This is a genomic window from Streptomyces sp. NPDC005722 (assembly GCF_040630935.1).
GTDB lineage: Bacteria > Actinomycetota > Actinomycetes > Streptomycetales > Streptomycetaceae > Actinacidiphila.
This window is the reverse complement of the sequence record NZ_JBEXYN010000027.1, coordinates 56,937-79,183: the sequence shown is the minus strand read 5'-3', so window position 1 is coordinate 79,183 and position 22,247 is coordinate 56,937. Positions and strand designations below refer to the sequence as shown.

The window sequence follows — 22,247 nt, the reverse complement described above, 5'->3', positions numbered from 1 at the left end:
CCGGCACCGGCATCCCGGTGCCGGGGCGTCGCCGTGCACACGAACGCGAGACGTACGCCGGAGGGGCGCGGTACGCAAGAACGCAGGACGGACGCGCATGGTCCGTCGCGGGTCCCCCCGACTACCGTCGCACCGGCTCCGGGACCCCGTCCACGGCGATGCGGCAGCTCCCCTCCAGCACGGCGCCGAACTTGACGTGCCGGTAGCCGGAGAAGCCGATGGCCCAAGGTTCCCGGCCCTCGAGGCGCCCGAACCGCGCGCTGCGCAGGTCGAGCAGGCCCGGGACGTCGGTCAGCGGATCGGTCACGGGTCCTCCGGCACCGTCGGCGGGTGCCGCGGGGTGCGTCCTTCAGCGGGTGGCGGCGGCGAGCGCGGCCCGGACCGCGTCGGCGGGCACGGGGGTCCCGGCGGCCCGCGAGAAGTCGGCCTCGCCGCCCCCGTACGGCAGACCGTAGACGGGGGTGCCGGGCTGGGAACGCCAGCTGTCGGCGAGGGTGCCGTAGCCGACCGCATCGTATCCGAGCACGTCGAGGAGTTCCGTGGCGTGCGCGACGGCGACCGGGTCGTCGCCGGCGATCGGCAGGGCGGTCCGGTCCGGTGAGCCCTTGGGGCGGGCGAGCTCCGCGAGGTGGCGGAAGAAGATGTTGTTGAACGCCTTCACCACGTGGGCGTCGGGCAGGTGGAGTTGGAGCAGCCCGCTGTCCGTGGTGGACCCGTCGTCGATCGCGGCGATCCGGCCGTCGCGCTGGGGGTAGTAGTTGCCGGTGTCGACGACCGTCTTCCCGGCCAGCGGGGCCGCGGGGACCCGGTCGTACGCCTTGAGCGGGATCGTCACCACGACCCAGTCGCCCGCGGCGGCCGCCTCGGCGGGGGTCGCCGCGCGTGCCCGGGGGCCCAGTTCGGCCACCAGGCCGTCGAGGGTCTCCGGTCCACGGGAGTTGCTGAGCACCACGTCCAGGCCCGCGGTCACGGCGAGCCGTGCCAGGGTGCCGCCGATGGATCCGCTGCCGATCAGTCCGAGAGTCGCCATGTAGATCGCAACCCCGTCTCCGGCGGTTATGTTTCCCGCGGGCCGCAAAGAGCGGGCAAAGCGGGGGCGCAGGCCGGTGCGGGCGGCCGTCGGGGGGCGGGGTGCGGCCCCCGGGAGGTCCGTACCGGCGGCGGTCCCGTCGCGCGGCCGGTCGCCGCCCGGTACGACCGTGGCCGCCGCCCGGTACGACCGTGGCCGCCGCCCGGTACGACCTGCCGCCCCGCCGGCGGGGGAGCCGCAGGGTGCCGCTCCTCGCGGCGCGGTCCTCGTCGACGCGGTGCGGGGCGCATCGGCCGCGTCGGGGGACACGGCGGGCGCCGGGTCGCGAACCTCCACGCCCCGGCCTGCACCGCGTCGCCTCAAGTCGGCTGCCCCGGCGGGTGGCTCGGCCCGCCCCACCCCGGCGGTCCTGACGGCGGGCGGCCTGCGGAGGGGGCCTGACAGATCGTGACCGGGAACGCTATGCTCCCCGCGATGACGAACAACTTCCCTCTCCGATTGGGGGTCCCGTCCGCGCAAGGTGAGTGCTGATGCCCACTCACATCGCGAACGAGGATTCCCGGCTTTCCCTCTGGCTGCGCGTGCGCGAGTTCGCCGTGCCGCCCTCCATGGTCGAGAACGCGACCGCCCGCCGCCGGACCGGTGACTGGGCGGGGGCCTGTGCCGCCGCCGGCGTCGACGTCGACCTCAACCTCCGTTCCCTCGCCCGCACCCACGGCCGGGAACTCGCGGCCCAGGTCCGGGCCGACCTCCGCCACCTCGCTCCCGACCTGCTGCGCTGGCACATGCCGCGGGTCGCCCCCGACGGCCTGCTGCGTCCCGGCCTGACCATCACCCTGGCCCGGTACGGGATCGCGGGGGCGGAGGGCGGCGAACAGGTGCACCTCGTGGTGAGGACCCCGCCCGCCTGGGCGGACGGCGGTCAGCGGTTCAGCCTCGCGCTGTGGGACCCGGCCCGCCCCGATGCGGGAGCCCGCCACCACCCGCACCACCGGCCCCACCGGCGGTTCCGTCTCGACCTGCACCGTCACCTGTGGGACGCGCGCAGAACCGGTGAACTGCCGCTGCGCGCCGGGACCGGCCACCGCCGCGCCGGTCCGACCGGCCTCCCGGACCCGGAGCCACCCGGGCCACTGCCGCCGCACCAGCGCTGCGCGGTCGACCGGTGGGAGGACGAGGCGCGCAGGGTGCTGCGTGCCGAGGGCCGGACCACCGGCGCCGTCTGCGTGCGCCTCGGATCCCGCCACCGGCTGCTCGTGGACGTCAGCCGTGACGGTGACGCCACGGGCGCGCCCACCGCGCGGATCACGGAGGCGACCGCGGACGCCGGGGGCAGCCGGCTGCTGCCGGTGCTGCCGGACGCGGCGACCTGGGTGCCGCCGGACGTCGAACTCCTCGACGCCGGCCTCCTGGGCGCCGACGGACTGCACCCGCTGGTCGCCGCCGCGCTCGTGCCGGGCCACCGGCCGTCGCGTCCGCAGGGTCCTTCCGGCCCTTCGGGTCCTTCCGCGCGGGTCGTGGAGTGCCGGGGCGAAGCCCACCGGATCGGTCTCGTCGACGGCGTCCTGGCCGCGCTGGACCACGACCCGGACGAGATCCGCCGCGAGGAACTGCTGGTCGCGTTGACCGGCACCCCGCTGCCCTGCCTGCAGGCGATCGACCGGGCGCACCGGCGTCCGGAATCCCTCGCCGACGTACGGGCACGCCTGGACCACGGCGACATCGCCGGCGCGCTGACCGTCGTCGAGGGCCTGCTCGGCCCCGGTGCCGTGCTCCGCGACGGTCCGCTGCGCGACGAGCTGGAGGCGGCCGCCCAACGGCGCATCGCCTACGGCCTGTTCAGGGCGGGCCTCGCAGGGCCCGCCCCCGGGCGGGTGCCGCCGCGCGGCCGCTTGCCGGAGCCCGCGCCCCGATCCCGGCCGGGCCGGCCGAACCCCCGGCACCGCACCTCCCGCTGACCCCGGGCGTGCGCGGCGTACCCGCGCACGCCCCCGCATCCCTTCCTCCGGCTCCACGAACCCCCCGAGGTGATCACCCATGCCCATGCCCATGCCCACGCACGCCCCGTCCACCCCGGCCTCCACCCCGGCCGCCCAGCCCCGGCTGGACGTCGCGGACACCCTGCTGGCCCTGCTGCGCGACACCACCACAGAACCGCGCCCCGACACCCAGCTGGAGGCCCTCACCCTGGCCGTCGCCGCCGACCTGCCGGTGCTGCTGTGGGGCGAGCCGGGGATCGGCAAGACCGCGGCCCTCACCCAGCTCGCCGACGCCCTGGACCTTCCGCTCACCACGGTGATCGCCAGCGTCCACGAGCCGTCCGACTTCTCCGGGCTCCCCGTCGTCGGGGACGACCCGGCCGAGCAGGGTGTCCCGATGGCCCCGCCGGACTGGGCGGTCCGCCTGGTGCGGGCCGGCCGGGGGCTGCTCTTCCTCGACGAGCTGTCCACCGCGCCGCCCGCCGTGCAGGCGGCCCTGCTCCGGCTCGTGCTGGAGCGGCGGGTCGGCGCGCTGCGGCTGCCGCCCGGGGTCCGGATCGTGGCCGCCGCCAACCCCCGCTCCTCGGCGGCGGACGGCTGGGAGCTGAGCGCGCCGCTGGCCAACCGGTTCGTGCACCTCCAGTGGACCCACGACCACGACGTCGTGGTCCGGGGCCTCGGCGGGACCTGGCCCCGGGCCACGCTGCCGCGGCTGGACCCCGGCGGGCTGCCCGAGGCCGTGGACTTCGCCCGGCGCGCGGTGTGCGGGCTGCTCGCCGCCCGCCCCGGACTCGTGCACCGGCTCCCCACCGGCGAGACCCGCCGCGGCGGCGCGTGGCCGTCCCCGCGCAGCTGGGACATGACGCTGTCGCTGATCGCCTTCGCGACCGCGGCCGGGGTCTCCCGGGAGGTGCTCTCGCTGCTCGTGCGGGGCACCGTGGGGGACGGCCCCGGGCTGGAACTGCTGGCGAGCATGGACCGGATGGACCTGCCCGACCCGGAGGACGTGCTCGCCGACCCGGCCGGTGCCGTCCTGCCCGAGCGCGGGGACCTGCGCCAGGCGGTACTGGACGGTGTGGTGGACGCCGTCCGCAAGCGGCCGGAGAAGTCCCGCTGGGACGCCGCCTGGGCGCTGCTGGCCCGGGCCCTGGAGACCGGGGCCCCGGACCTCGTGGTCGTCCCCGCGACCACGCTCGCCTCGCTGCGCCGCGAGGACTGGGACGTCCCCGCGGCCGTCGAGCGGCTCGCCGGAGTGGTGTCGCTGTCCCGGCGCGCCGACCGGGCGGCCGACCGGGCCGGGCTCGTCGCGAAGGCCGGCCGGTGAGCGTGACGACGCCGGCGGCGCTGGACGTCGAGAAGCTCCTCGCGGCCCGGCTGTACGCCGCCCGCGTCCGCCCCTACCTCGCGACGGCGCTGTTCGCGCTGCACGTCGTGGAGTCGCGGCGGGTGCCGACGATGGCCGTCGACCCGTACTGGCGGTGCTACGTCTCACCGGCGTTCGTGGACCGCACACCGGTCGAGGACCTGGCCGGGGTGTGGGTGCACGAGGTGTCCCACCTGCTGCGCGACCACCACGGGCGCGGCGACCGGGTGGCACGGGAGCAGGGGCTGGAGGGCCCGGGCGAGCGGCTGCGGATGAACATCGCCGCGGACTGCGAGGTCAACGACGACGCCTTCGGGGAGGGTCTGGAGACGCCGCGGGGAGCGGTCCTCCCGCGTTCGCTGGGGCTCCCCGAGGCGAAGCTCATGGAGGAGTACCTCCCGCTGTTCGGCATCGGCCCGCTCACGCAGGACTTCGTCTGGCTGGACTGCGGCAGCGGCGCGGACGGCCTGGAACGCGCGTGGGACCTCGGCCCGGAGGGCGCCCACGGCCTGAGCGAACAGGAACGCGACGCCGTCCGCTTCCGCGTGGCGCAGGGCATCAACGGCCGCCCCGGCGACGCCCCGAAGAGCTGGCGGCGGTGGGCGGAGGAGGCCTTCCACCCGCCGCAGCAGTGGCGGGAACTGCTGGGAGCGGCGGTGCGTGCAGCGGCCTCCGGTTCCGGCGGGGGCCAGGACTACAGCTACGGCCGGCCGTCGCGCCGGTCGGCCGGCGTGCCCGGCGTCGTCCTGCCGGGCCTGCGGCGCCGTCCGCCCCGGGTCTGCGTGGTCATCGACACGTCCGGGTCGGTCAGTGACGCCGAACTGGGCACCGCGCTGCTCGAAGTGGCCGCGATCGCCCGCGCCGTGGGCGGCCGCCGCGACATGGTCACCGTCGTGCCGTGCGACGCCGCGGCACGGATCGCCCACACGCTGTGCAGTGCCGAGGACATCCCGCTGCTCGGCGGCGGTGGCACGGACCTGCGCAGCGGCTTCGCGCGGGCGCTGCGCACCCGGCCCGGCCCTGACGTCGTCGTGGTGCTGACGGACGGTCAGACGCCCTGGCCCGCGTCGCGTCCGACCTGCCGCACCGTCGTGGGCCTGTTCCCCCGCGAGGGCGCACGCCGCTCGTGGCGCGAGGACGACCCCGAGTACGTGCCGGACACGCCGCCCGAGTGGGCACGCACGGTCGTCCTCGGGGCTTCCGGCACCGCCGGGTGACGGCGCCGGGGAGGCGCCGACGTCCCGTCAGAATCCCCGTGCACAAGCGTTCCCCTGGGTCGGCCGCGGACCCTAAGATCACCCCGCCAGTCAGGGGACCGCGGCCGCCGGGGAGGCGACGTGAGCGACAGCGCACCTCAAGGGCAAGACCTCGAGAAGTACGGCTACACCCAGCAGTTGGCGCGGTCACTGGGCTTCCGGGACCTGGTGGTCTACGGCCTGGTCTTCATGGTGCCGATCGCGCCGTTCGGCATCTTCGGCGGCGTCTTCCAGGGCTCGGGCGGCATGGTCGCCCTCGCCTACGCCATCGGCATGCTGGCGATGATGTTCACCGCGCACTCCTACGCCCAGATGTCCCGGGCCTTCCCGATGGCCGGGTCGGTCTACTCGTACGCGGGTCGGGGCATCGGCGCGCCGGTCGGCTTCCTGTCCGGCTGGATGATCCTGCTCGACTACGTCCTCGTGCCGGCGCTGCTCTACCTGATCGCCGCCGTCGCGATGAACTCGCTCGTCGCCTCGGTGCCGGTCTGGCTCTGGCTGATCGGCTTCGTGGTGCTCAACACCGCCGTGAACTACCTCGGCATCGAGATGACCGCCAGGATCAACAGGATCATGCTCGCGGCCGAACTGGTCGTCCTGGTGATCTTCCTGGCCGTGGGTGTCACCGCGCTCATCCAGGGCAAGGGCAACGGCTCCGGCTTCCACGCGTTCTACGACTCCGGCACCTTCTCCTGGTCGCTGGTCTTCGGGGCGGTGTCGATCGCCGTCCTCAGCTTCCTCGGCTTCGACGGCATCTCCACGCTCGCGGAGGAGAACCGCGACTCGGCCCGGGCCATCGGCCGCGCGATGGTCGCCGCCCTGCTGCTCGCCGGAGCCCTGTTCATCGTGCAGACCTGGGTCGCGGCGATGCTCGTGCCCGACCCGCAGGCGCTGATCGACGCGGGGGACCCCGACGGCACCGCCTTCTACGACGCCGCGCGCGCCGCCGGCGGAGCCTGGCTCGGCACCCTCAGCGCCCTGGCCACCGCCATCGCCTGGGGCTTCGCCAACTCGCTGGTCGCCCAGGCCGCCACCTCCCGGCTGCTGTTCGCGATGGCCCGCGACCGGCAGCTCCCCGGCTTCCTCGCCAAGGTCGACCCCCGCCGCCGGGTGCCCGTCAACGCGACCTTCCTCGTGGCGGTGGTCTCGCTCGTCCTCGGCCTCTACATGAACTCCCGGGACGACGGCATCACGTTGCTCAGCTCGCTGGTCAACTTCGGTGCGATGACGGCCTTCCTGGTCCTGCACGTCTCGGTCGTCGTCCACTACGTCGTCCGCCAGGGCAGCCGCGACTGGTGGCGCCACCTGATCGCACCGCTGATCGGCTTCGCGATCCTCACCTACGTGGTGATCAACGCCAAGGTCACCGCCCAGCGGCTCGGCTTCGCCTGGCTGGCCATCGGCGCCCTCCTGCTGCTGGCCCTGCTGGTCGCCGGCCGGCGCACCGAGATACCCGACGAGCCCACCACCGCCGAGGAGGCAGGACAGCCGTGAACGATCTCGACGTCGTACGGCTCCACCCCACCCCCGAGCAGTACGCCTACGCCTTCGGAGGCTCCCGCGAGCCCCTGCTGCGGGTACGCCCGGGCACGGTCGTGGAGCTCTTCACCGAGGACTGCTTCGGGGGTTTGGTCCGCGGTCCGGAGGACCTCCCGAGCAAGGTGTGCGAGTTCCCCTACCTCAACCCCGTCACCGGCCCGATCCACGTCGAGGGGGCGGAGCCGGGCGACACCCTGGCCGTCCACTTCGTCGACATCGCGCCCGCCCGGGACTGGGCGGTCTCCACCACGTTCCCGCACTTCGGCGCGCTGACCACCACGCACTCCACGGCGATGCTCCACGATCCGCTGCAGGAGGTCGTGTGGCGGTACGGGATCGACCGCGAGCGCAACAGCTGCCGGTTCCAGGCCCGCTTCTCCGACCACACGGTCGAGCTGCCGCTGGACCCGATGCACGGCACCGTGGGGGTCGCCCCCGCCGCCGGTGAGGTCGTCATGAGCATCACGCCGGGCGCGCACGGCGGGAACATGGACACCCCGGAGCTGCGCGCCGGAAGCACCCTCTACCTGGGCGTCAACGTCCCCGGGGCGCAACTGGCGATCGGTGACGGGCACTGCCGGCAGGGCGAGGGCGAGGTGTGCGGCACGGCGGTCGAGTCCGCGATGCACACCGTGGTGGTCATCGACCTGCTCAAGGGCGGTGCCCCCGCCTGGCCGCGCCTGGAGGACGACCGCTTCCTGATGTCGACCGGGTCGGTACGGCCGCTCGAGGACGCCTACCGGATCAGCCAGCACGACATGGTCGGCTGGACGTCCGCCCTCACGGGCCTGCACCGGCTCGACGCCTACCAGCTGGTCAGCCAGGCCGGGCTGGCGCCCATCGGCAACGTGGTCGACACCAACTACACCGTGGTCGCCAAGCTGCCCAAGACCGTGCTGGGCGGCGCGACGGCCTACGACGGCCTGCACCGGTCGTTGCGCGAGAAGGGCCTCGATTACCTCCGCACGCGTTGAACCGCCGCCGGCGCCGCCTCGGGGACGGCCGGAGGACGCCGTCCGCACCCGCCCCGGGGTCGGGGTCGGGACGGGTGCGGACGGCCCGGCCTGGGCGGCGCCGGCGGCGGGAACCGCAGGTCAGCCGAACATGCCGAGCTGGTAGCCGCCCGCCGGCTGCTGGTTGGTCACGTTGATCCGGTTGTACGCGTTGATCAGGGCGATCAGCGAGATCAGCGCGACGAGCTGGTCCTCGTCGAAGTGCTTGGCGGCGTTCGCCCACACCTCGTCCGTGACACCGCCGGCGGCGTCGGCGATCCGGGTGGCCTCCTCCGTCAGCTGCAGGGCGGCGCGCTCGGCGTCGTCGAAGACGGTGGCCTCGCGCCAGGTCGCGATCAGGTTCAGGCGCACCGAGGTCTCGCCGGCCGCGGCGGCCTCCTTGGTGTGCATGTCGGTGCAGAAGCCGCAGCCGTTGATCTGGCTGGCGCGGATCTTCACCAGCTCCTGGGTCGTCGCCGGCAGCGTGGACTCCGCCACGACCTTGCTCGCCGAGTTCAGGTGCCTCATGACCTTGCCGGCGAGGGCGTGGCCGAAGTAGTTCACGCGGGCTTCCATGGTGGGCTCCTCTGTGTGTGGAGTGCGGTTCGCAGAGATGACCGGACCGTGCCGCGAAACGTGACAGCGCGACGGTCACGACGTTCCCGGGAACGCCGGTGGCGCCGTTCCGGCCCGGGCGCGGGCCGGGCGAGCGCCGGAGCATGCCGGGCCGGGCGAACGCCGAAGGGGCGGTCGCCGGATCGGCGGTCCGACACGCCGGGGACCCGGCGGGCGGCCGGTGCGGCGGGGGGCCGCCGGGGATACTGCGGCCATGCGCGTCGACTTCGATCCCGAGGCCATGGGCGGCTCCGCCTTCTACCGCTTCCTGACCTCCGTGGTCGTGCCGCGGCCGATCGCGTGGATCTCCACCGTCACCCCGGACGGCCGGTACGAGAACCTCGCGCCGCACTCCTTCTTCAGCATCGCGAGCACGGATCCGCCGATCGTGCAGTTCACCTCGATCGGCCGCAAGGACTCGCTGCGCAACGTCGAGGACACCGGCGAGTTCGTGGTGAACTTCGCCTCCGAGGCTCTGATGCCGCTGGTCAACGTCACGGCCACCGACTTCCCGCGGCACGTCAGCGAGTTCGACCACGCGGGCATCGAGCGCGAACCGAGCCTGAGGGTGCGTCCGCCCAGGGTGGTGGCCTCGCCGGTCGCCCTGGAGTGCCGCTCGCACACGAGCCTGCGGGTGGGCAACTCCACCCTGGTCTTCGGGCGGGTGGTGCACGCCGTCGCCGACCGGGCGGTCCTCGCGGACGGCCGTCCGAGTGCCCAGTTGCTGCGGCCGCTCACCAAGCTCGGCGCCGACGAGTGGGGCACGCTCGGCGAGGTCCGGCACCTGAACCGCATCCCCTACGAGGAACCCGGCCCCCTATGATCGTCGCCGGCCGTCGGGACCGGGGGAGGGGGAGCGGCACATGGACGGGCACGGTTCGGTGGACGAGGTGGTCTGGGGGCGTGAGCTGCCCCTGCGCTTCGCGATCGTCGACGAGGAGTGGGACGGGGAGCAGACGGTGTGGGCGCGATGCGTCGACGCCGAAGGACTGTTCACGGACCGGGACGCGTTCCGGGAGCGGCTGACCCTCCTCGGCTGCGCGCCGACGGGCCGGCTCCTCAAGGCCGCCGAGCGGTCCGCCGGGCACGCGCCCGTTCCCTTCGGCGAGTTGTCCCTCGTCGTGGAGGACCTGGACGCCGAGGATCCGTACACCCACGACTACTTCACGCTGGAGAACGTCATCGTCATCGCCGGCGGGCCGGCCGCGGAGGACCCCTCGCGGCTCGACCTCGTCGTCGAGTGCGTGGTCACCAACGATTTCCGCAACCCCTACGGCGAAGAGCCCCCGCGGGCGGACGTCACCGTCCTGAACGGCACCAGTGGCGGCTCGATCGGGCACTGCCGGCGCGTGGACGGCCTGTACGGTCACCGCCCGGCGCCCGCCCGCCGGCCCGTACGCCTCATCGGCTGCGAGCCCTCGCCGAACCTGCTGCGCCGACTGGTCGTTCCCCGCCACGGCGGCGACAACCTGTGGCTCTGGCTCCTCGACCGTACGGGCCGGCCCACCGCGGTCCAGGAGCACATCGCGGTGGAGGTCGACGAGTGCCGCCCCTCGGCGCTGGGCGGTGCGCTGATCGACGTCACGCTCAAGGGCGGGCTGATGCGCCACATGCCCTTCCCGTCCGAGGCCCGGCCCGTGTGGGAGGCCTGGCACGAGGGCCCGCCCCGGGAACGCAACGCATGGGCGCGGTTCCCGACCGAGGGGCGCCGGGAATGGCTGCTGTTCACCGAGACGTGCGGGGGCCCAGAAGAGCCCGGCACGGTGTGCGAGATGGACGGGCGGTACGTCACCGACGTCCCGGGCCTGCACTGCGCGCTCGGCGAGGCGATCGGCGGCCCCGGCCGCCAATGGCTCCAGTGCTGGAACGCGCTGCGCGGCTGCCAGTGCCGCGGCGAGCGGCCGCGCGTGCCCTTCACGCTCGCCTGGCACGACGCCGACGTGGCCCGGCACGCCCTGGCCGGCGTCAGCGTGGACAGGGACGGCGAGCTGGGCTACTTCGACGCGGTGGTGCCCTTCCTGGAGCGCATGGGCGTCACCGTGCGCTTGCGCTGACTACGCCAGCGGCGCCGTCGAACCGCGGATCACCAGGCGACAGGGCTGCGGTTCGGTGCCGGAGCGGCGCTGCCCGGCGATGGCCGCCGACAGGGCGCGGGCAGCCACCCGGCCGAGGTGTTCCAACTGCATGTCGACGCTGGTCAGCGGAGGGCGGGAGGCGGTGGTGATGACCTTCCAGTCGTCGAAGCCCATGACCGCGACGTCCTCCGGCACCGTGCGCCCCCGCTCCCGGAGGATGTCGATGGCGCCGCGGGCGATCTGGTCGTTGCCGCACATGATGGCGTCGACCTCCGGGTGCTGGTCGAGGAGCATGACGGTCGCCGCGCGGCCCCACCCCTCGGACCACTCGCCGAAGCGGGCCTCGCCCACCGGCGCGACGCCCGCCTCGGCGAGCACTTCCAGCGCGCCCCGCACGCGGTCGCGGCCGGCGGCGTAGGTCGGGTCGCCCGAGATGTGGGCGATGCGGCCGCGGCCGCAGGCCAGCAGGTGGCGGGCCGCCGTGCGTCCGGCGTCGACGTTGTCGGGGACGATGGACAGGTCGTCCGGATCCTCGGACGGCGCGTAGGCGTACACCACCGGCACGGGCAGCCCACGCCCCAGTGAGGGGCGCGGGTCGGTGCGGCTGCCGACCACGATCAGCCCGTCGACGCGCCGGTCCAGCAGGGCTCGTACGTGGTGCCGTTCGCGGATCGCGTCACCGCGCGCGTCGCACAGCAGGACGGCGAGCTCGCCCGCACCGAAAGCGTCTTCGGCGCCCATCAGGATCGGGATGCTGAAGCGTCCCTCGAGGTCGCCGGTGAGCAGCCCGACGGTGCGGGTCGGCCCGGCCTGCAGGCTGCGGGCCACGGGGTTGGGCCGGAAGGACAACTGCTCGGCGGCCTCGATGACGCGCTGCCGGGTCTCGTCGCGCACCTGACTGCGGCCGTTGAGCGCCTTGGAGGCCGTTGCGGGGGAGACCCCGGCCAGCCGCGCCACGTCGTTGAGAGTCGCGGGTCGGCCTGCGGCGTGTTCGGCCGGCTGGACCATGGCTGCATCCCTCCTCGTGTTCGTCGCGGGCCCGCGGAGCTGCGCCCCGTGGGTGGGGAAAGGCTACTCGAAAGTCTTTTTCCGCGATGCGTGCAGGGTGGTTGACGCCTACGGGTGCCGCTTCTACCTTAACGGAAAACGTTTTCGGTGAGTTTAGGCGGCCGCTGCCGCCTCCCTCGACATGCCAGGCCCTCCGAGCAAGGAGCGAGACATGAACACCACCGACGTACGGGGACGAAGGCGCCTGCGGGTCCTGGCCGCAACCGTGGGGCTGCTCACCGTCACGACCGCGCTCGCGGCCTGCGGTTCCGGCGGGGACGGCTCGACCGCGGACAAGGGCGGGGTCATGGGCCCCGACGACGGCGCGAACCTGACGATGTGGACCCGCGCCGCCACGCAGCAGCAGAGCCAGGCCCTGGTCAAGGCGTACAACAAGTCCCACAAGAACAAGGTGCAGTTGACGGTCATCCCCACCGACGACTACCAGGCGAAGGTCGGCGCCGCGGCCGGCTCCAAGTCCTTGCCCGACATCCTCGCCTCCGACGTCGTGTTCGTGCCCAACTACACCGCCAGCGGCCTGTACGCCGACATCACCGACCGCCTCGACGCCCTGCCGTACGGCAAGGAACTGGCCCCCGCCCACATGGCCGCGGGCACCCTCGACGGCCGCAAGTACACCGTGCCCCACACCATCGACTCCTCCGTGCTCTTCTACAACAAGACGCTCTACAAGAAGGCGGGACTCGACCCGGAGAAGCCCCCGACCACGCTGAAGGAGTGGGACGAGCAGGCCCGCGCCGTCGACAAGCTGGGCGGCGACGTCAACGGCACCTTCTTCGGCGGCAACTGCGGCGGCTGCGGCGTCTTCACCTGGTGGCCGTCGATCTGGGCCGCGGGACAGGAGGTCATGAACGAGGACGGCACCGCCGCCACCCTGGACTCGCCGGTGGCGAAGGAGGTGTACGCGACGTACCGCGGCTGGGCCCAGGACGACATCACCGCTCCCGGCGCCGCCGAGGAGACCGGCGCCACCTGGACCGGCCTGTTCCCCAAGGGCACCATCGGCGTGATGCCGATGCCGTCCACCACCCTCGGCCTGATGCCCAAGGACCTGGACTTCGGCGTCGCCCCCATCCCCGGCCCGGACGGCGGGCAGTCGACGTTCGTCGGCGGTGACTCCCTCGGCATCTCGGCCAACAGCAAGAAGGCCGGCCAGGCCTGGAACTTCCTCGCCTGGTCCCTCGGCGACGAGGCCCAGGTCGAGGTGCTCGCCGCCCACAAGGACATCGTCGCCCGCACCGACCTGGCGGAGAACAAGTACGCCAAGGCCGACCCCCGCCAGGTGCTGGTCAACACCCTGGTCGCCAAGGGCAGGACGCCCATCTCCCAGAAGTTCGGCCAGACCTTCAACGACCCCAACGGGCCGTGGCTGGCCCTGATGCGGGACGCCGTGTTCGGTGACCCCGCCAAGGTCGACGCGGACAACAAGGCCATCACCGAGTCCCTGAAGGACTGACCGTCATGCTGCTCGCGCGATCGCGCGGCTCCGGCTCCCCGGCACCCGACGGGGAGCCGCCTTCCCGGTCCCCGTCGGGTGCCGGGAAGGCCCGCCCCGCCCACCGCGTCCCCTGGTGGCGGACCCGCCCGGCGCAGGGCATCGGCTACGCGGCGCCGACCGCCGCGTTCGTCGCGGTCTTCTTCGTGGTGCCGCTGTTCCTGGTCGGCCGGATGTCCCTCAGCGACTGGCCGCTGCTGGCCGGGAACCAGGGCTTCAACGCACCGGACAACTTCACCGAGGCCGCCGGCGACGACCTGCTGTGGCCCTCCGTCCGCTTCACCCTCACCTACACCGCCCTCGTCACGGTGCTGCTGCTCGGACTCGCCCTCCTCCTCGCCCTGCTGGTCCAGGAGAGCCGCCCCGGGACGGGGCTGTTCCGTACGGTCTTCTTCCTGCCCAGCGCGCTCGGACTGGCCTCCGCGTCACTGCTGTTCCTCGGCATGTACAGCCCCAACGTCGGCCCGATCAGCCCCCTGCTGGAGCGCCTCGGCCTGGTCGACGGGCCGGTCTCCTTCCTCGGCACCCCGACCGCCGCCCTGTGGTCCACCGTCGCCCTCATCGTCTGGAAGTACGCCGGCTTCTACATGCTGATCCTGCTCGTCGGCCTCCAGCGCATCCCGCAGGACGTCTACGAGGCGGCCCGCATGGACGGCGCCGGACGCCGGCAGACCTTCCGCAGCATCACCCTCCCGCTCCTGCGGCCCTCCCTCGCCCTGACGCTGCTCCTGTCGGTCACCGGCTCGCTGCTCGCCTTCGACCAGTTCTTCATCCTCACCAAGGGCGGACCCGACAACAGCACCATGACCGTGGTCTCCCTGATCTACCGGGAGGCGTTCCAGCGACTCGACCTCGGGGCCGCGGCCGCGCTGTCCGTCGTCGTGCTCGCCGTGCTGCTGATCCTCAACGTCGCCCAGTTCCGCGGACTGCGCGGCACGGACACCTAGCGGACAGGGACCCGCCATGAAACCCCACGGCCTCGGCCGCACCCCCCACCACGTCCTCGTCGGAGGGCTGGCGGCGCTCTTCCTCTTCCCGCTGGCCTGGAGCGCCTGGGCGTCCGTCAGCGGACAGCCCGGCACCGCGCAGCAGTCCGGCTACGGGCTCGGCAACTACCGCTCGCTCCTGCACTACGACGCCGGGCTGGCCCAGTACCTCTGGAACTCCACGGTCGTCTCGCTGCTGACCGTCGCCCTCACCCTGCTCGTCTCCCTCATGGGCGGGTACGCCTTCGCGCGCTTCACCTTCCCCGGGAAGAACGCCCTGTTCCTGCTCACCCTGGCCATCCTGATGGTCCCCTACGCCACGCTGCTGATCCCGCTGTACGTGCTGCTGGGCGACCTGGGCCTGCAGAACTCGCTGTTCGGGCTCAGCCTGGTGCTGACGATGTACCAGCTCCCCTTCGCGACCTTCATGATGCGGATCTCCTTCGAGTCGGTCCCGCACGAACTCGAGGAGTCCGCGCTCGTCGACGGCTGCGGCACGGCCCAGGCCCTGGTCCGCATCCTCCTGCCCGCGGTGTGGCCCGGCCTGGTCACCGTCGGGCTGTTCGCCTTCCTCGCCGCGTGGAACGACTTCATCGCCCCGCTGATCCTGATCTCCGACAGCGCCAAGGCACCGCTGCCGCTGGCCGTCGCCAACCTGCGGCAGCGCTCCATGGGCGCCATCGACTACGGGACCACCGAGGCCGGGGTCGTCGTCCTGGCCCTGCCCTGCCTCGTGCTCTTCCTCCTCCTGCAGCGGCACTACATCCGCGGCTTCATGTCCGGCGCGCTCAAAGGCTGATCCCCCTCCGCCCCGGCACCACGACCGAAAGAGAGACCATGACACAGCCGATCCCGGCTCCCGTGCTGCCCACCCGCGGCAGCCGACGTCCTCTCGGCCTCGGCGAAGTCCGCATCACCGGCGGCTTCTGGGCCCGACGCCAGCAGGTCAACGCCTCCGCCACCCTCGACCACTGCCGGCAGTGGATGGAACGCGTCGGCTGGATCGACAACTTCCGGATCGCCGCCGCCGGCGGCCCCCTCGGCGAACGCCGCCGGGGACGGGAGTTCTCCGACTCCGAGGTCTACAAGCTGCTCGAGGCGATGGTGTGGGAGGCGGCCCGCACCCCGGGCGGCGCCCTCGACGCCGCCGTCGACGAACTCACCGACACCGTTGTCGCCGCCCAGGAGGCCGACGGCTACCTCAACACCGCCTTCGGCCACCCCGGTCGCCCGCCCCGCTACAGCGACCTCGAATGGGGCCACGAGCTCTACTGCGCGGGCCACCTCATCCAGGCCGGGGTGGCCCAGTTGCGCACCCGCGGCGACGGCGCGCTCGCCAAGGCGGCGATCCGCGCCGCCGACCACATCTGCCACGTGTTCGGGCCCGGGGGCGCGAGCCCCGGCCTGTGCGGGCACGCCGAGGTCGAGACCGCGCTGGCCGAACTCCACCGCGCCACCGGCGACCGCCGCTACCTCGACCAGGCCGCCCTCTTCCTCGACCGCCGTGGCCACGGCAGCCTCGCCGGGGGCGAGTTCGCCTCCGAGTACTTCCAGGACGACGTCCCGGTGCGGCAGGCGCACACCCTGCGCGGGCACGCCGTGAGGGCCCTGTACCTGGCGTCCGGAGCCGTCGACGTGGCCGTCGAGACCGGTGACGACGAGCTGCTCGCCGCCGTCGTCCGGCAGTGGGAGCACGCCACGGCCCGCCGTACCTACCTCACCGGCGGGATGGGCTCCCACCACAGCGACGAGGGGTTCGGCGAGGACTTCGTCCTGCCCCCGGACCGCGCCTACTCCGAGACCTGCGCCTCCGTCGCGTCGCTCATGCTCAGCTGGCGCCTCCTGCTGGCGACCGGCGACCCCCGCTACGCCGACCTCGCCGAGCGCACGCTCTACAACGTCATCGCCACCTCGCCCGCGGACGACGGCCGCGCCTTCTTCTACGCCAACACCCTCCACCAGCGCGTCCGCGCGACCGTCCCCCCGCACGACAGCGACCGGCCGCGCTCCGCGTCGGGCCTGCGCGCCCCCTGGTTCGCCGTCTCCTGCTGCCTGCCGAACGTGGCGCGCACCCTGGCCGCCCTCGCCGGCTACGTCGCCACCGCCGACGCCGACGGGCTGCAGCTGCACCAGTACGCCGACGCCGACATCGCCACCCGCACCGCCGGCGGGGAACGCCTCGCACTGCGCGTGCGGACCGGCTACCCGGCGGACGGCACCGTCACCGTCACCGTCGACGAGGCGCCCACCGGCCCCTGGGCCCTGTCCCTGCGCGTCCCCGGCTGGGCGGGGCGGGCGGTGCTCGTCACGCCCGGCGGGGAGCGCCTGCCCGTACGCCCCGGCACGGCCGTCGTCCCCGGCGCGCTCCGCCCCGGTGACGAGGTCCGGCTCGAACTCCCCGTCGCCCCACGGTGGGTGCACCCCGACCCGCGGGTGGACGCGATCCGCGGCGCCGTCGCCGTGGAGCGCGGCCCGGTGGTCTACTGCGTCGAATCCCCGGACCTGCCCGGCGGCCACGACGTCGGCGCGGTCACCGTGGACCCCTCCGTGCCACCGCGCGACGGGGAGGGCGACCGGGTGGTCGTCGCCGGCGGACTGAACGGCGCCCGCCCGGCCGGATGGTGGCCCTACGCGTACGAGCCGCCCCCGGCCCCGGACGGCGAGCGCACCGAGCTGACGCTGGTGCCGTACCTCACCTGGGCGAGCCGCGGCCCCTCCACCATGCGCGTCTGGATGCCCACCGCCGCCGGGGAGCGGGGCCCGGCGGCAGAGGACTGACGCACCGTCACGGGTGCCTCGTCCGGGGGCGGTCGCCGCCGTACGCCGCCGGGCCGGGCGCCCGGCGGCGGCGCGGGCTCAGGGGATGCGGTCGGTCAGCTCCAGGAGCGGCGGGTCGACCCGGAACGTCTCCGGGTACTTGGCCGCCGCCCCGGTGTTCAGCACCACGACCTCCTCGTCCCCGGACAGCCAGCCCTGCTCGCGCAGGACCCGTACGGCCGACAGCGTCGCCGCGCCCTCCGGGCACAGCAGCGCCCCGTCGGCGGCCGCGCACCGGTCGCGGTCGGCGAGCAGTTCCTCGTCGTCGACGGCGACGGCCCGGCCGTCCGTCTCGTACAGCGCGTCCAGGACGAGGAAGTCGCCCAGCGCCTTGGGCACGGTGATGCCGAACGCGACCGTGCGCGCGTCCTGCCACGGCTCACTGGTGCGCTCGCCCTTCTCGAAGGCGCGCACGATGGGGGCGCAGCCGGACGCCTGCACGCTCACCAGCCGGGGCATCGGCCCCCGCAGCCACCCCAGGGCGCGCAGTTCGAGCAGCGCCTTGTGGATGCCGATGAGACCGACGCCGCCGCCGGTGGGGTAGACGATGACGTCCGGGGCCCGCCAGCCGAGCTGCTCGGCGATCTCCAGGCCCATCGTCTTCTTGCCCTCGATGCGGTACGGCTCCTTCAGCGTCGCCGCGTCCATCCAGACGCCGGGCTCGGCGGCGATCTTCTCCGCCACCAGCCGGCCCGCGTCTCCGATCAGGCCGTTCACCAGGTACAGCGCGGCCCCGGCGGCGGCGCACTCGGCCCGGGTGATCGACGGCGCGTCCGCCGGCATCGCGATGAGCGCGTCCAGGCCCGCCCGCGCGGCGTACGTCGCCCACGCCGCCCCCGCGTTGCCGTTGGTGGGCATGGCGATCCCGCGCGCCCCCAGTTCGAGCGCCCTGGCCACGCCGACGGCCGCGCCCCGCGCCTTGAAACTGCCGGTGGGTATCAGCCCCTCGTCCTTCATCACCAGCCCCGGCACGCCGATCGCGGCGCCGTACCGCGGCAGGGGCACCAGCGGCGTCATGCCCTCGCCCAGGGTGACGACGTGTGCCGGATCCCGTACGGGCAGGAGTTCGTGGTAGCGCCACAGGGTCTGCGGGCGGTCCGCCAGGTCCGTAGGCGTGAGCGCGTCCCGGACCCGGTCCAGGTCGTAGCGGGCGAGCAGCGGCGATCCGCAGGCACACAGGTTCTGCACCAGGTCGGCGTCGTGGCGGCGGTCGCACCGCGCGCACTCCAGATGCGTCAGCGCACTGAATGGCAAGGTCATGATTCCCTTCATACCTCGCCGGGGGCCTAGCATGGAAAGGCGTCGCAGGGGCGGCGCACGATTGCCATGGGTGGCGAACGAACCCTGGACGACGTGACGGCCGGCCCCCCGCCCGCGGAACGCCGCGAGGGCGAGGTGGTCACCAACGACGGAGTGCGCCTGCGCTACACGGAGGCGGGCGCCGGGGAACCGCTAGTCCTCGTTCCCGGATTCGCGCAGAGCGCCGCCGAGTTCGGCCCGCAGATCGACGGCCTGAGCAGCGGCCGCCGCCGTGTGGTCGCGCCGGACCACCGCGGGCACGGCCGGTCCGGGAGGCCCGGCCACGGCTACCGGATCGCCCGGCTGGCGATGGACCTCCACAACCTCCTGGAGGCCCTGGCCCTGCGGGACGTGAGTCTGCTCGCCCACTCCATGGGCTGCCCGGTCGTGTGGTCCTACTGGGACCTCTTCGGTGGCGAGCGGATCGCCCGCCTCGTCCTCGTTGACCAGCCGCCCGTGATCTCCTCGGCCCTCGGCGGCGGGGACGAGGGGCATCCCTCGGCGGTGTTCACCCCGGAGATGTCCCGGGACATCGTCACCGGGCTGCGCGGCACGCCCGAAAGCGCCGCCGCGACCTCCCGCACCATCGTCGGCATGCTGCACGGCCCGTCCCTGCCGGACGCGGAGGTGGAGTGGCTCGTGGCGCAGAACCGCCTCCTCCCGCCCCGACACGCCGCCACACTGCACCTGGACCACTGGGGCGGCGACTGGCGGGACGTCCTGCCGCGGATCGACGTCCCCACCCTCGTCATCGGGGGCGAGCTGAGCTTCTTCCCGCCCGGCACGACCGAGTGGGTCGCCTCCCTCATCCCGGGCGCGCGGGCACGCGTCTTCTCGGCGGCCGAGGGCGGCAGCCACCTGATGTTCCGGGAGAACCCCGCCCTGTTCAACCGTGTCGTGGCCGGCTTCCTCGACGAGCCCGGGCCACGGCCCGGCCCGCTGCCACCCGGATAACCCGGTGCGGGCCGGGCGTCCCCCCTGGTATCCCTGCGTGTCATGGACGATCTTGTGACTGCGCGGCTGGTGCTGCATCCGATGACCGCCGACGAGGCCGGGCGACTGCTGGCGGGCGAGCCGGGCGACGACGCCCGCTGGGCACCCGGGTACCCGGCCGAAGGGGACGTGTTCGCCGCCAGGCGCCTGCTGGACACCTGCGCGGGCGCCGGCGATCCCCGCCCGTTCGGCAACTACGAGATCCGGCTCCGTGACGACGGCCGCGCGATCGGCGGCATCGGCTTCCACGGCCCCCCGGACGAGCACGGCGACGTCGCCATCGGCTACGGCCTCGTCCCGTCGGCTCGCGGCAGCGGTTACGCCTCCGAAGCCCTGCGCGGACTGCTGCTGTTCGCGCGGGCGCGTGGCGTCACCCGGGTGAAGGGCGGCGCCGACCTGGACAACACCGCGTCCCACCACGTCATGACGGCCGCCGGCATGCGGCCGACGGGACAGGACGAACGCCTCAGGTACTTCGCCGTCACATGGGCCGCCACGACGCCGGACGCCGCCCCGCGCGCCTGAGCGTCAGCGGTCCGGGGCGGGGGCGGGGGCGGGGGCGGGGGCGGGGGCGGGGGCGCGCCGGCGTACCAGGGGCAGGTACACCTCGTCGACGATCTCGACGAGGACGTCGTCCGGCGCCGTGGGCACTCCGCGCACGACGAACTCGTTGCGCAGCAGGACGACCGCCACGGTGGCGACCCTGGGGTGGAGCGCCTCGGGCGAGGCCTCGCCCCGGGCGACCGCGCGGCCCAGGACGGTCAGCCACGGGGCGGCGACGGCGTCGCCGGACTGGTCCTGCAACTGCCCCAGGAGTTCCGCGGTGCCGCCGGCCGCGGCGAGCAGTTCCCGCAGGACCGCGCCGAGCGGCGAACTCCAGTGGCGGTTCGCCCCGCGCAGCAACTCCAGTACGTCCTCGCGCAGATCGCCCGTGTCGGGGAGGGGGACGGACGTCGTCATGCGCCGGTAGGCGGCGATCCCCAGGGCGAGTCGGTGGGGCCAGCGGCGGTAGAGCGCGTTCTTGTTGGTCCCGGCCCGGGCGGCGACCCTGTCCATCGTCAGCCCGGCGTACCCGGACTCCGTGAGCTCGTCCACGGCGGCGGCGAGGATCGCCTCCTCCAGCGCCGCTCCGCGCCGGCGTGTCTGGCCCGTGGGGTCCGTTGGCACGGCCTCTCCCCTCATCGGTACGGCACGTACCTTCCCATTCTCGTTGCCGGCCCGGCAGTGCGACAACTAAGGTACGAGCCGTACCGTAAATCCCTGAGGTGGGAGGGCGACGCATGCGCGCCAAGGGCATCAGTTATGACACCGGGTTCGTCTTCGGCGGACAGATCGGGCACAAGGGCTTCGACCCGGACGTGGTGAGGCGCGACCTGCGCGTCATCCGCGACGAACTGCACTGCGACGCGGTCCGCGTCATGGGCGGTGATCCGGACCGGATGGAACTCACCGCGGGGTACGCCGCGGAACTCGGGCTCGAGGTCTGGTTCTCGCCGTACCCGCTCGAACTGACCGAGGACGAGATGCTGTCGCTGTTCGCCGACTGCGCCGAGCGCGCGGAACGGCTCCGGCGCCGGGGCGCCGAGGTCGTGTTCGTGACCGGCGCCGAACTCAGCCTGATGAACAAGGGGTTCCTGCCCGGCGACAGCACCGGGGAACGGGTGGCCCTGCTGGCCCGACCGGACCGTGCGCGCGAGCACATCGCCTTGGCCGGCGAGCGGGTGGGTGCCTTCCTCGGCAAGGCCGTGGCCCTGGTCCGGGAGCGCTTCGCCGGCAAGGTCACCTACGCCGCCGTGCCGTTGGAGCGCGTCGACTGGGCCCCGTTCGACTTCGTGTCCCTGGACCTCTACCGGTCGGCCGCGATCGCCGACCGCTTCGCCGACGGCGTCCGCGACGTCGTCGCCCAGGGGAAGCCGGTCGCCGTCACCGAGTTCGGCGCGGCGACCTACGAGGGCGCCGGTGACGCCGGCGCGCGCGGGCTGGAGGTCGTCGAGTACGACCCGCGGACCCGCGCGCCCCTGCGGCTGAACGGCGTCCACGCCCGCGACGAGGCGGGCCAGGCGGCGTACCTGCGTGAGTTGCTGGAGGCGTTCGACGCCGGCGGGGTCGACACCACCTTCGTGTTCACCTTCGCGCTCCGCGACCACCCGCACCGCCCCGGCGGCGATCCCCGCGAGGACCTGGACCTGGCGAGCTACGGCCTCGTCAAGGTCCTCGAGGACCGCACGGGGACCACGTACCCGGGGATGCCGTGGGAGCCCAAGGAGGCCTTCACCGCCGTCGCCGAGTACCACCGCGGGCACTGAGGCGGCGCGTGCCGCTCAGTCCTGCGGCCGGCGGTTCCGCAGCCGCGAGAGCTCCGACGACCACCGGGCCCGGCGGCCGGCGGGCACCTCGGAGTCGGAGGGATCCGGGGCGGGCACGGGCAGCCGGACCGATTCGCTGTACGCCTTCCACGCCTGGTACCAGTTGGGCGCCAGGACGGCGGCGAGCATGATGAGCGGGACGAGGACGGCGGATATCAACACGGCTGCTCCCTTCCGTGCGGTCGTCGCGCCGGCGGGGGCGCGGACAACGGCCGGTGGACGCTGGTCCGCCGGCCGGACCGGATGAAACGGGCTCCGTCCGATATCGTCCCTCCGGCCGCGTCGAACGCAAATCGAGTGAACGCCCCCCGCCCGTCGCGCTCCTGGTCACGCCGTCGTCGCGACCCCGCGACGAGGGCCGCGGCACCGCCGCC

At 73.8% G+C, this 22,247-nt stretch carries 21 protein-coding genes; 14 read left to right on the top strand and 7 right to left on the bottom strand.

From position 1 onward, the window contains the following. Positions 1 to 121: 121 nt before the first annotated feature. Both ABZ479_RS27290 and ABZ479_RS27285 read right to left on the bottom strand, forming a co-directional pair. Positions 122 to 307 carry a cupin domain-containing protein gene (locus ABZ479_RS27290; RefSeq protein WP_500464003.1) on the bottom strand — a complete coding sequence of 62 codons (186 nt, stop codon included), beginning with the start codon at positions 305 to 307 and terminating at the stop codon, positions 122 to 124. 42 nt (positions 308 to 349) lie between these two features. Continuing rightward, the gene (locus ABZ479_RS27285) at positions 350 to 1,030 is read right to left on the bottom strand and encodes an NADPH-dependent F420 reductase (RefSeq protein WP_500464002.1); all 681 of its coding nucleotides are present in this window, start codon (positions 1,028 to 1,030) and stop codon (positions 350 to 352) included. 530 nt (positions 1,031 to 1,560) lie between these two features. Between ABZ479_RS27285 and ABZ479_RS27280 the strand changes: the two genes are divergently transcribed. From ABZ479_RS27280 to ABZ479_RS27260, 5 genes are all read left to right on the top strand, one after another. Further along, the gene (locus ABZ479_RS27280) at positions 1,561 to 2,988 is read left to right on the top strand and encodes a hypothetical protein (protein ID WP_500464001.1); all 1,428 of its coding nucleotides are present in this window, start codon (positions 1,561 to 1,563) and stop codon (positions 2,986 to 2,988) included. A gap of 91 nt (positions 2,989 to 3,079) precedes the next feature. Further along, complete coding sequence (locus tag ABZ479_RS27275) at positions 3,080 to 4,333, top strand: AAA family ATPase (RefSeq protein WP_500464044.1); 1,254 nt, start codon at positions 3,080 to 3,082, stop codon at positions 4,331 to 4,333. Then, positions 4,330 to 5,589: a vWA domain-containing protein gene (locus tag ABZ479_RS27270; protein WP_500464000.1), complete on the top strand. Its 1,260-nt coding sequence runs from the start codon at positions 4,330 to 4,332 to the stop codon at positions 5,587 to 5,589. The genes ABZ479_RS27275 and ABZ479_RS27270 overlap by 4 nt, the downstream gene beginning before the upstream one ends. Before the next feature lie 120 nt (positions 5,590 to 5,709). Beyond that, positions 5,710 to 7,122 (top strand): APC family permease, encoded by a 1,413-nt coding sequence (locus ABZ479_RS27265; RefSeq protein WP_500463999.1) that lies wholly within the window; start codon positions 5,710 to 5,712, stop codon positions 7,120 to 7,122. Further along, a complete protein-coding gene (locus tag ABZ479_RS27260; RefSeq protein ID WP_500463998.1) occupies positions 7,119 to 8,141 on the top strand; it encodes an acetamidase/formamidase family protein in 1,023 nt (340 codons plus the stop codon). The genes ABZ479_RS27265 and ABZ479_RS27260 overlap by 4 nt, the downstream gene beginning before the upstream one ends. Positions 8,142 to 8,261: 120 nt before the next feature. On the opposite strand, the gene ABZ479_RS27255 is transcribed toward ABZ479_RS27260, so the two are convergent. Further along, the gene (locus ABZ479_RS27255) at positions 8,262 to 8,735 is read right to left on the bottom strand and encodes a carboxymuconolactone decarboxylase family protein (RefSeq protein ID WP_499601001.1); all 474 of its coding nucleotides are present in this window, start codon (positions 8,733 to 8,735) and stop codon (positions 8,262 to 8,264) included. Between the two features lie 253 nt (positions 8,736 to 8,988). On the opposite strand from ABZ479_RS27255, the gene ABZ479_RS27250 reads away from it, so the two are divergent. Next, complete coding sequence (locus ABZ479_RS27250; protein ID WP_500463997.1) at positions 8,989 to 9,597, top strand: flavin reductase family protein; 609 nt, start codon at positions 8,989 to 8,991, stop codon at positions 9,595 to 9,597. A gap of 40 nt (positions 9,598 to 9,637) precedes the next feature. Further along, positions 9,638 to 10,828: a barstar family protein gene (locus tag ABZ479_RS27245; protein ID WP_500463996.1), complete on the top strand. Its 1,191-nt coding sequence runs from the start codon at positions 9,638 to 9,640 to the stop codon at positions 10,826 to 10,828. On the opposite strand, the gene ABZ479_RS27240 is transcribed toward ABZ479_RS27245, so the two are convergent. After that, complete coding sequence (locus ABZ479_RS27240; protein ID WP_499601004.1) at positions 10,829 to 11,857, bottom strand: LacI family DNA-binding transcriptional regulator; 1,029 nt, start codon at positions 11,855 to 11,857, stop codon at positions 10,829 to 10,831. It abuts the gene before it with no gap. A 211-nt stretch (positions 11,858 to 12,068) separates the two neighbouring features. On the opposite strand from ABZ479_RS27240, the gene ABZ479_RS27235 reads away from it, so the two are divergent. From ABZ479_RS27235 to ABZ479_RS27220, 4 genes are read left to right on the top strand one after another with little or no spacing between them, the layout of a single operon-like run. Continuing rightward, entirely contained in the window at positions 12,069 to 13,373 is a 1,305-nt protein-coding gene (locus ABZ479_RS27235; RefSeq protein WP_500463995.1) for an ABC transporter substrate-binding protein, read from the top strand. Between the two features lie 5 nt (positions 13,374 to 13,378). Continuing rightward, a complete protein-coding gene (locus ABZ479_RS27230) occupies positions 13,379 to 14,359 on the top strand; it encodes a carbohydrate ABC transporter permease (RefSeq protein ID WP_500463994.1) in 981 nt (326 codons plus the stop codon). 16 nt (positions 14,360 to 14,375) lie between these two features. Beyond that, positions 14,376 to 15,197 carry a carbohydrate ABC transporter permease gene (locus ABZ479_RS27225; RefSeq protein ID WP_499601007.1) on the top strand — a complete coding sequence of 274 codons (822 nt, stop codon included), beginning with the start codon at positions 14,376 to 14,378 and terminating at the stop codon, positions 15,195 to 15,197. Between the two features lie 38 nt (positions 15,198 to 15,235). Further along, positions 15,236 to 17,176 carry a glycoside hydrolase family 127 protein gene (locus ABZ479_RS27220; protein WP_500463993.1) on the top strand — a complete coding sequence of 647 codons (1,941 nt, stop codon included), beginning with the start codon at positions 15,236 to 15,238 and terminating at the stop codon, positions 17,174 to 17,176. Between the two features lie 78 nt (positions 17,177 to 17,254). Here ABZ479_RS27220 and ABZ479_RS27215 read toward each other — a convergent pair whose 3' ends face one another. Beyond that, positions 17,255 to 18,475, bottom strand: coding sequence for a threonine synthase (locus ABZ479_RS27215; protein ID WP_500463992.1), 1,221 nt, complete (start codon positions 18,473 to 18,475; stop codon positions 17,255 to 17,257). 66 nt (positions 18,476 to 18,541) lie between these two features. Between ABZ479_RS27215 and ABZ479_RS27210 the strand changes: the two genes are divergently transcribed. Beyond that, positions 18,542 to 19,468, top strand: a complete 927-nt coding sequence (locus tag ABZ479_RS27210; RefSeq protein WP_500463991.1) for an alpha/beta fold hydrolase — start codon at positions 18,542 to 18,544, stop codon at positions 19,466 to 19,468. 42 nt (positions 19,469 to 19,510) lie between these two features. Next, positions 19,511 to 20,032, top strand: a complete 522-nt coding sequence (locus ABZ479_RS27205; RefSeq protein WP_500463990.1) for a GNAT family N-acetyltransferase — start codon at positions 19,511 to 19,513, stop codon at positions 20,030 to 20,032. A 3-nt stretch (positions 20,033 to 20,035) separates the two neighbouring features. Here the strand turns inward: ABZ479_RS27205 and ABZ479_RS27200 are convergent, their stop codons facing one another. Further along, positions 20,036 to 20,674 (bottom strand): TetR/AcrR family transcriptional regulator, encoded by a 639-nt coding sequence (locus ABZ479_RS27200; RefSeq protein ID WP_500463989.1) that lies wholly within the window; start codon positions 20,672 to 20,674, stop codon positions 20,036 to 20,038. Positions 20,675 to 20,787: 113 nt separating this feature from the next. Between ABZ479_RS27200 and ABZ479_RS27195 the strand changes: the two genes are divergently transcribed. Continuing rightward, positions 20,788 to 21,813 carry a hypothetical protein gene (locus ABZ479_RS27195; protein WP_500463988.1) on the top strand — a complete coding sequence of 342 codons (1,026 nt, stop codon included), beginning with the start codon at positions 20,788 to 20,790 and terminating at the stop codon, positions 21,811 to 21,813. 15 nt (positions 21,814 to 21,828) lie between these two features. Here the strand turns inward: ABZ479_RS27195 and ABZ479_RS27190 are convergent, their stop codons facing one another. Beyond that, positions 21,829 to 22,035: a hypothetical protein gene (locus tag ABZ479_RS27190; protein ID WP_500463987.1), complete on the bottom strand. Its 207-nt coding sequence runs from the start codon at positions 22,033 to 22,035 to the stop codon at positions 21,829 to 21,831. Positions 22,036 to 22,247: the final 212 nt, after the last annotated feature.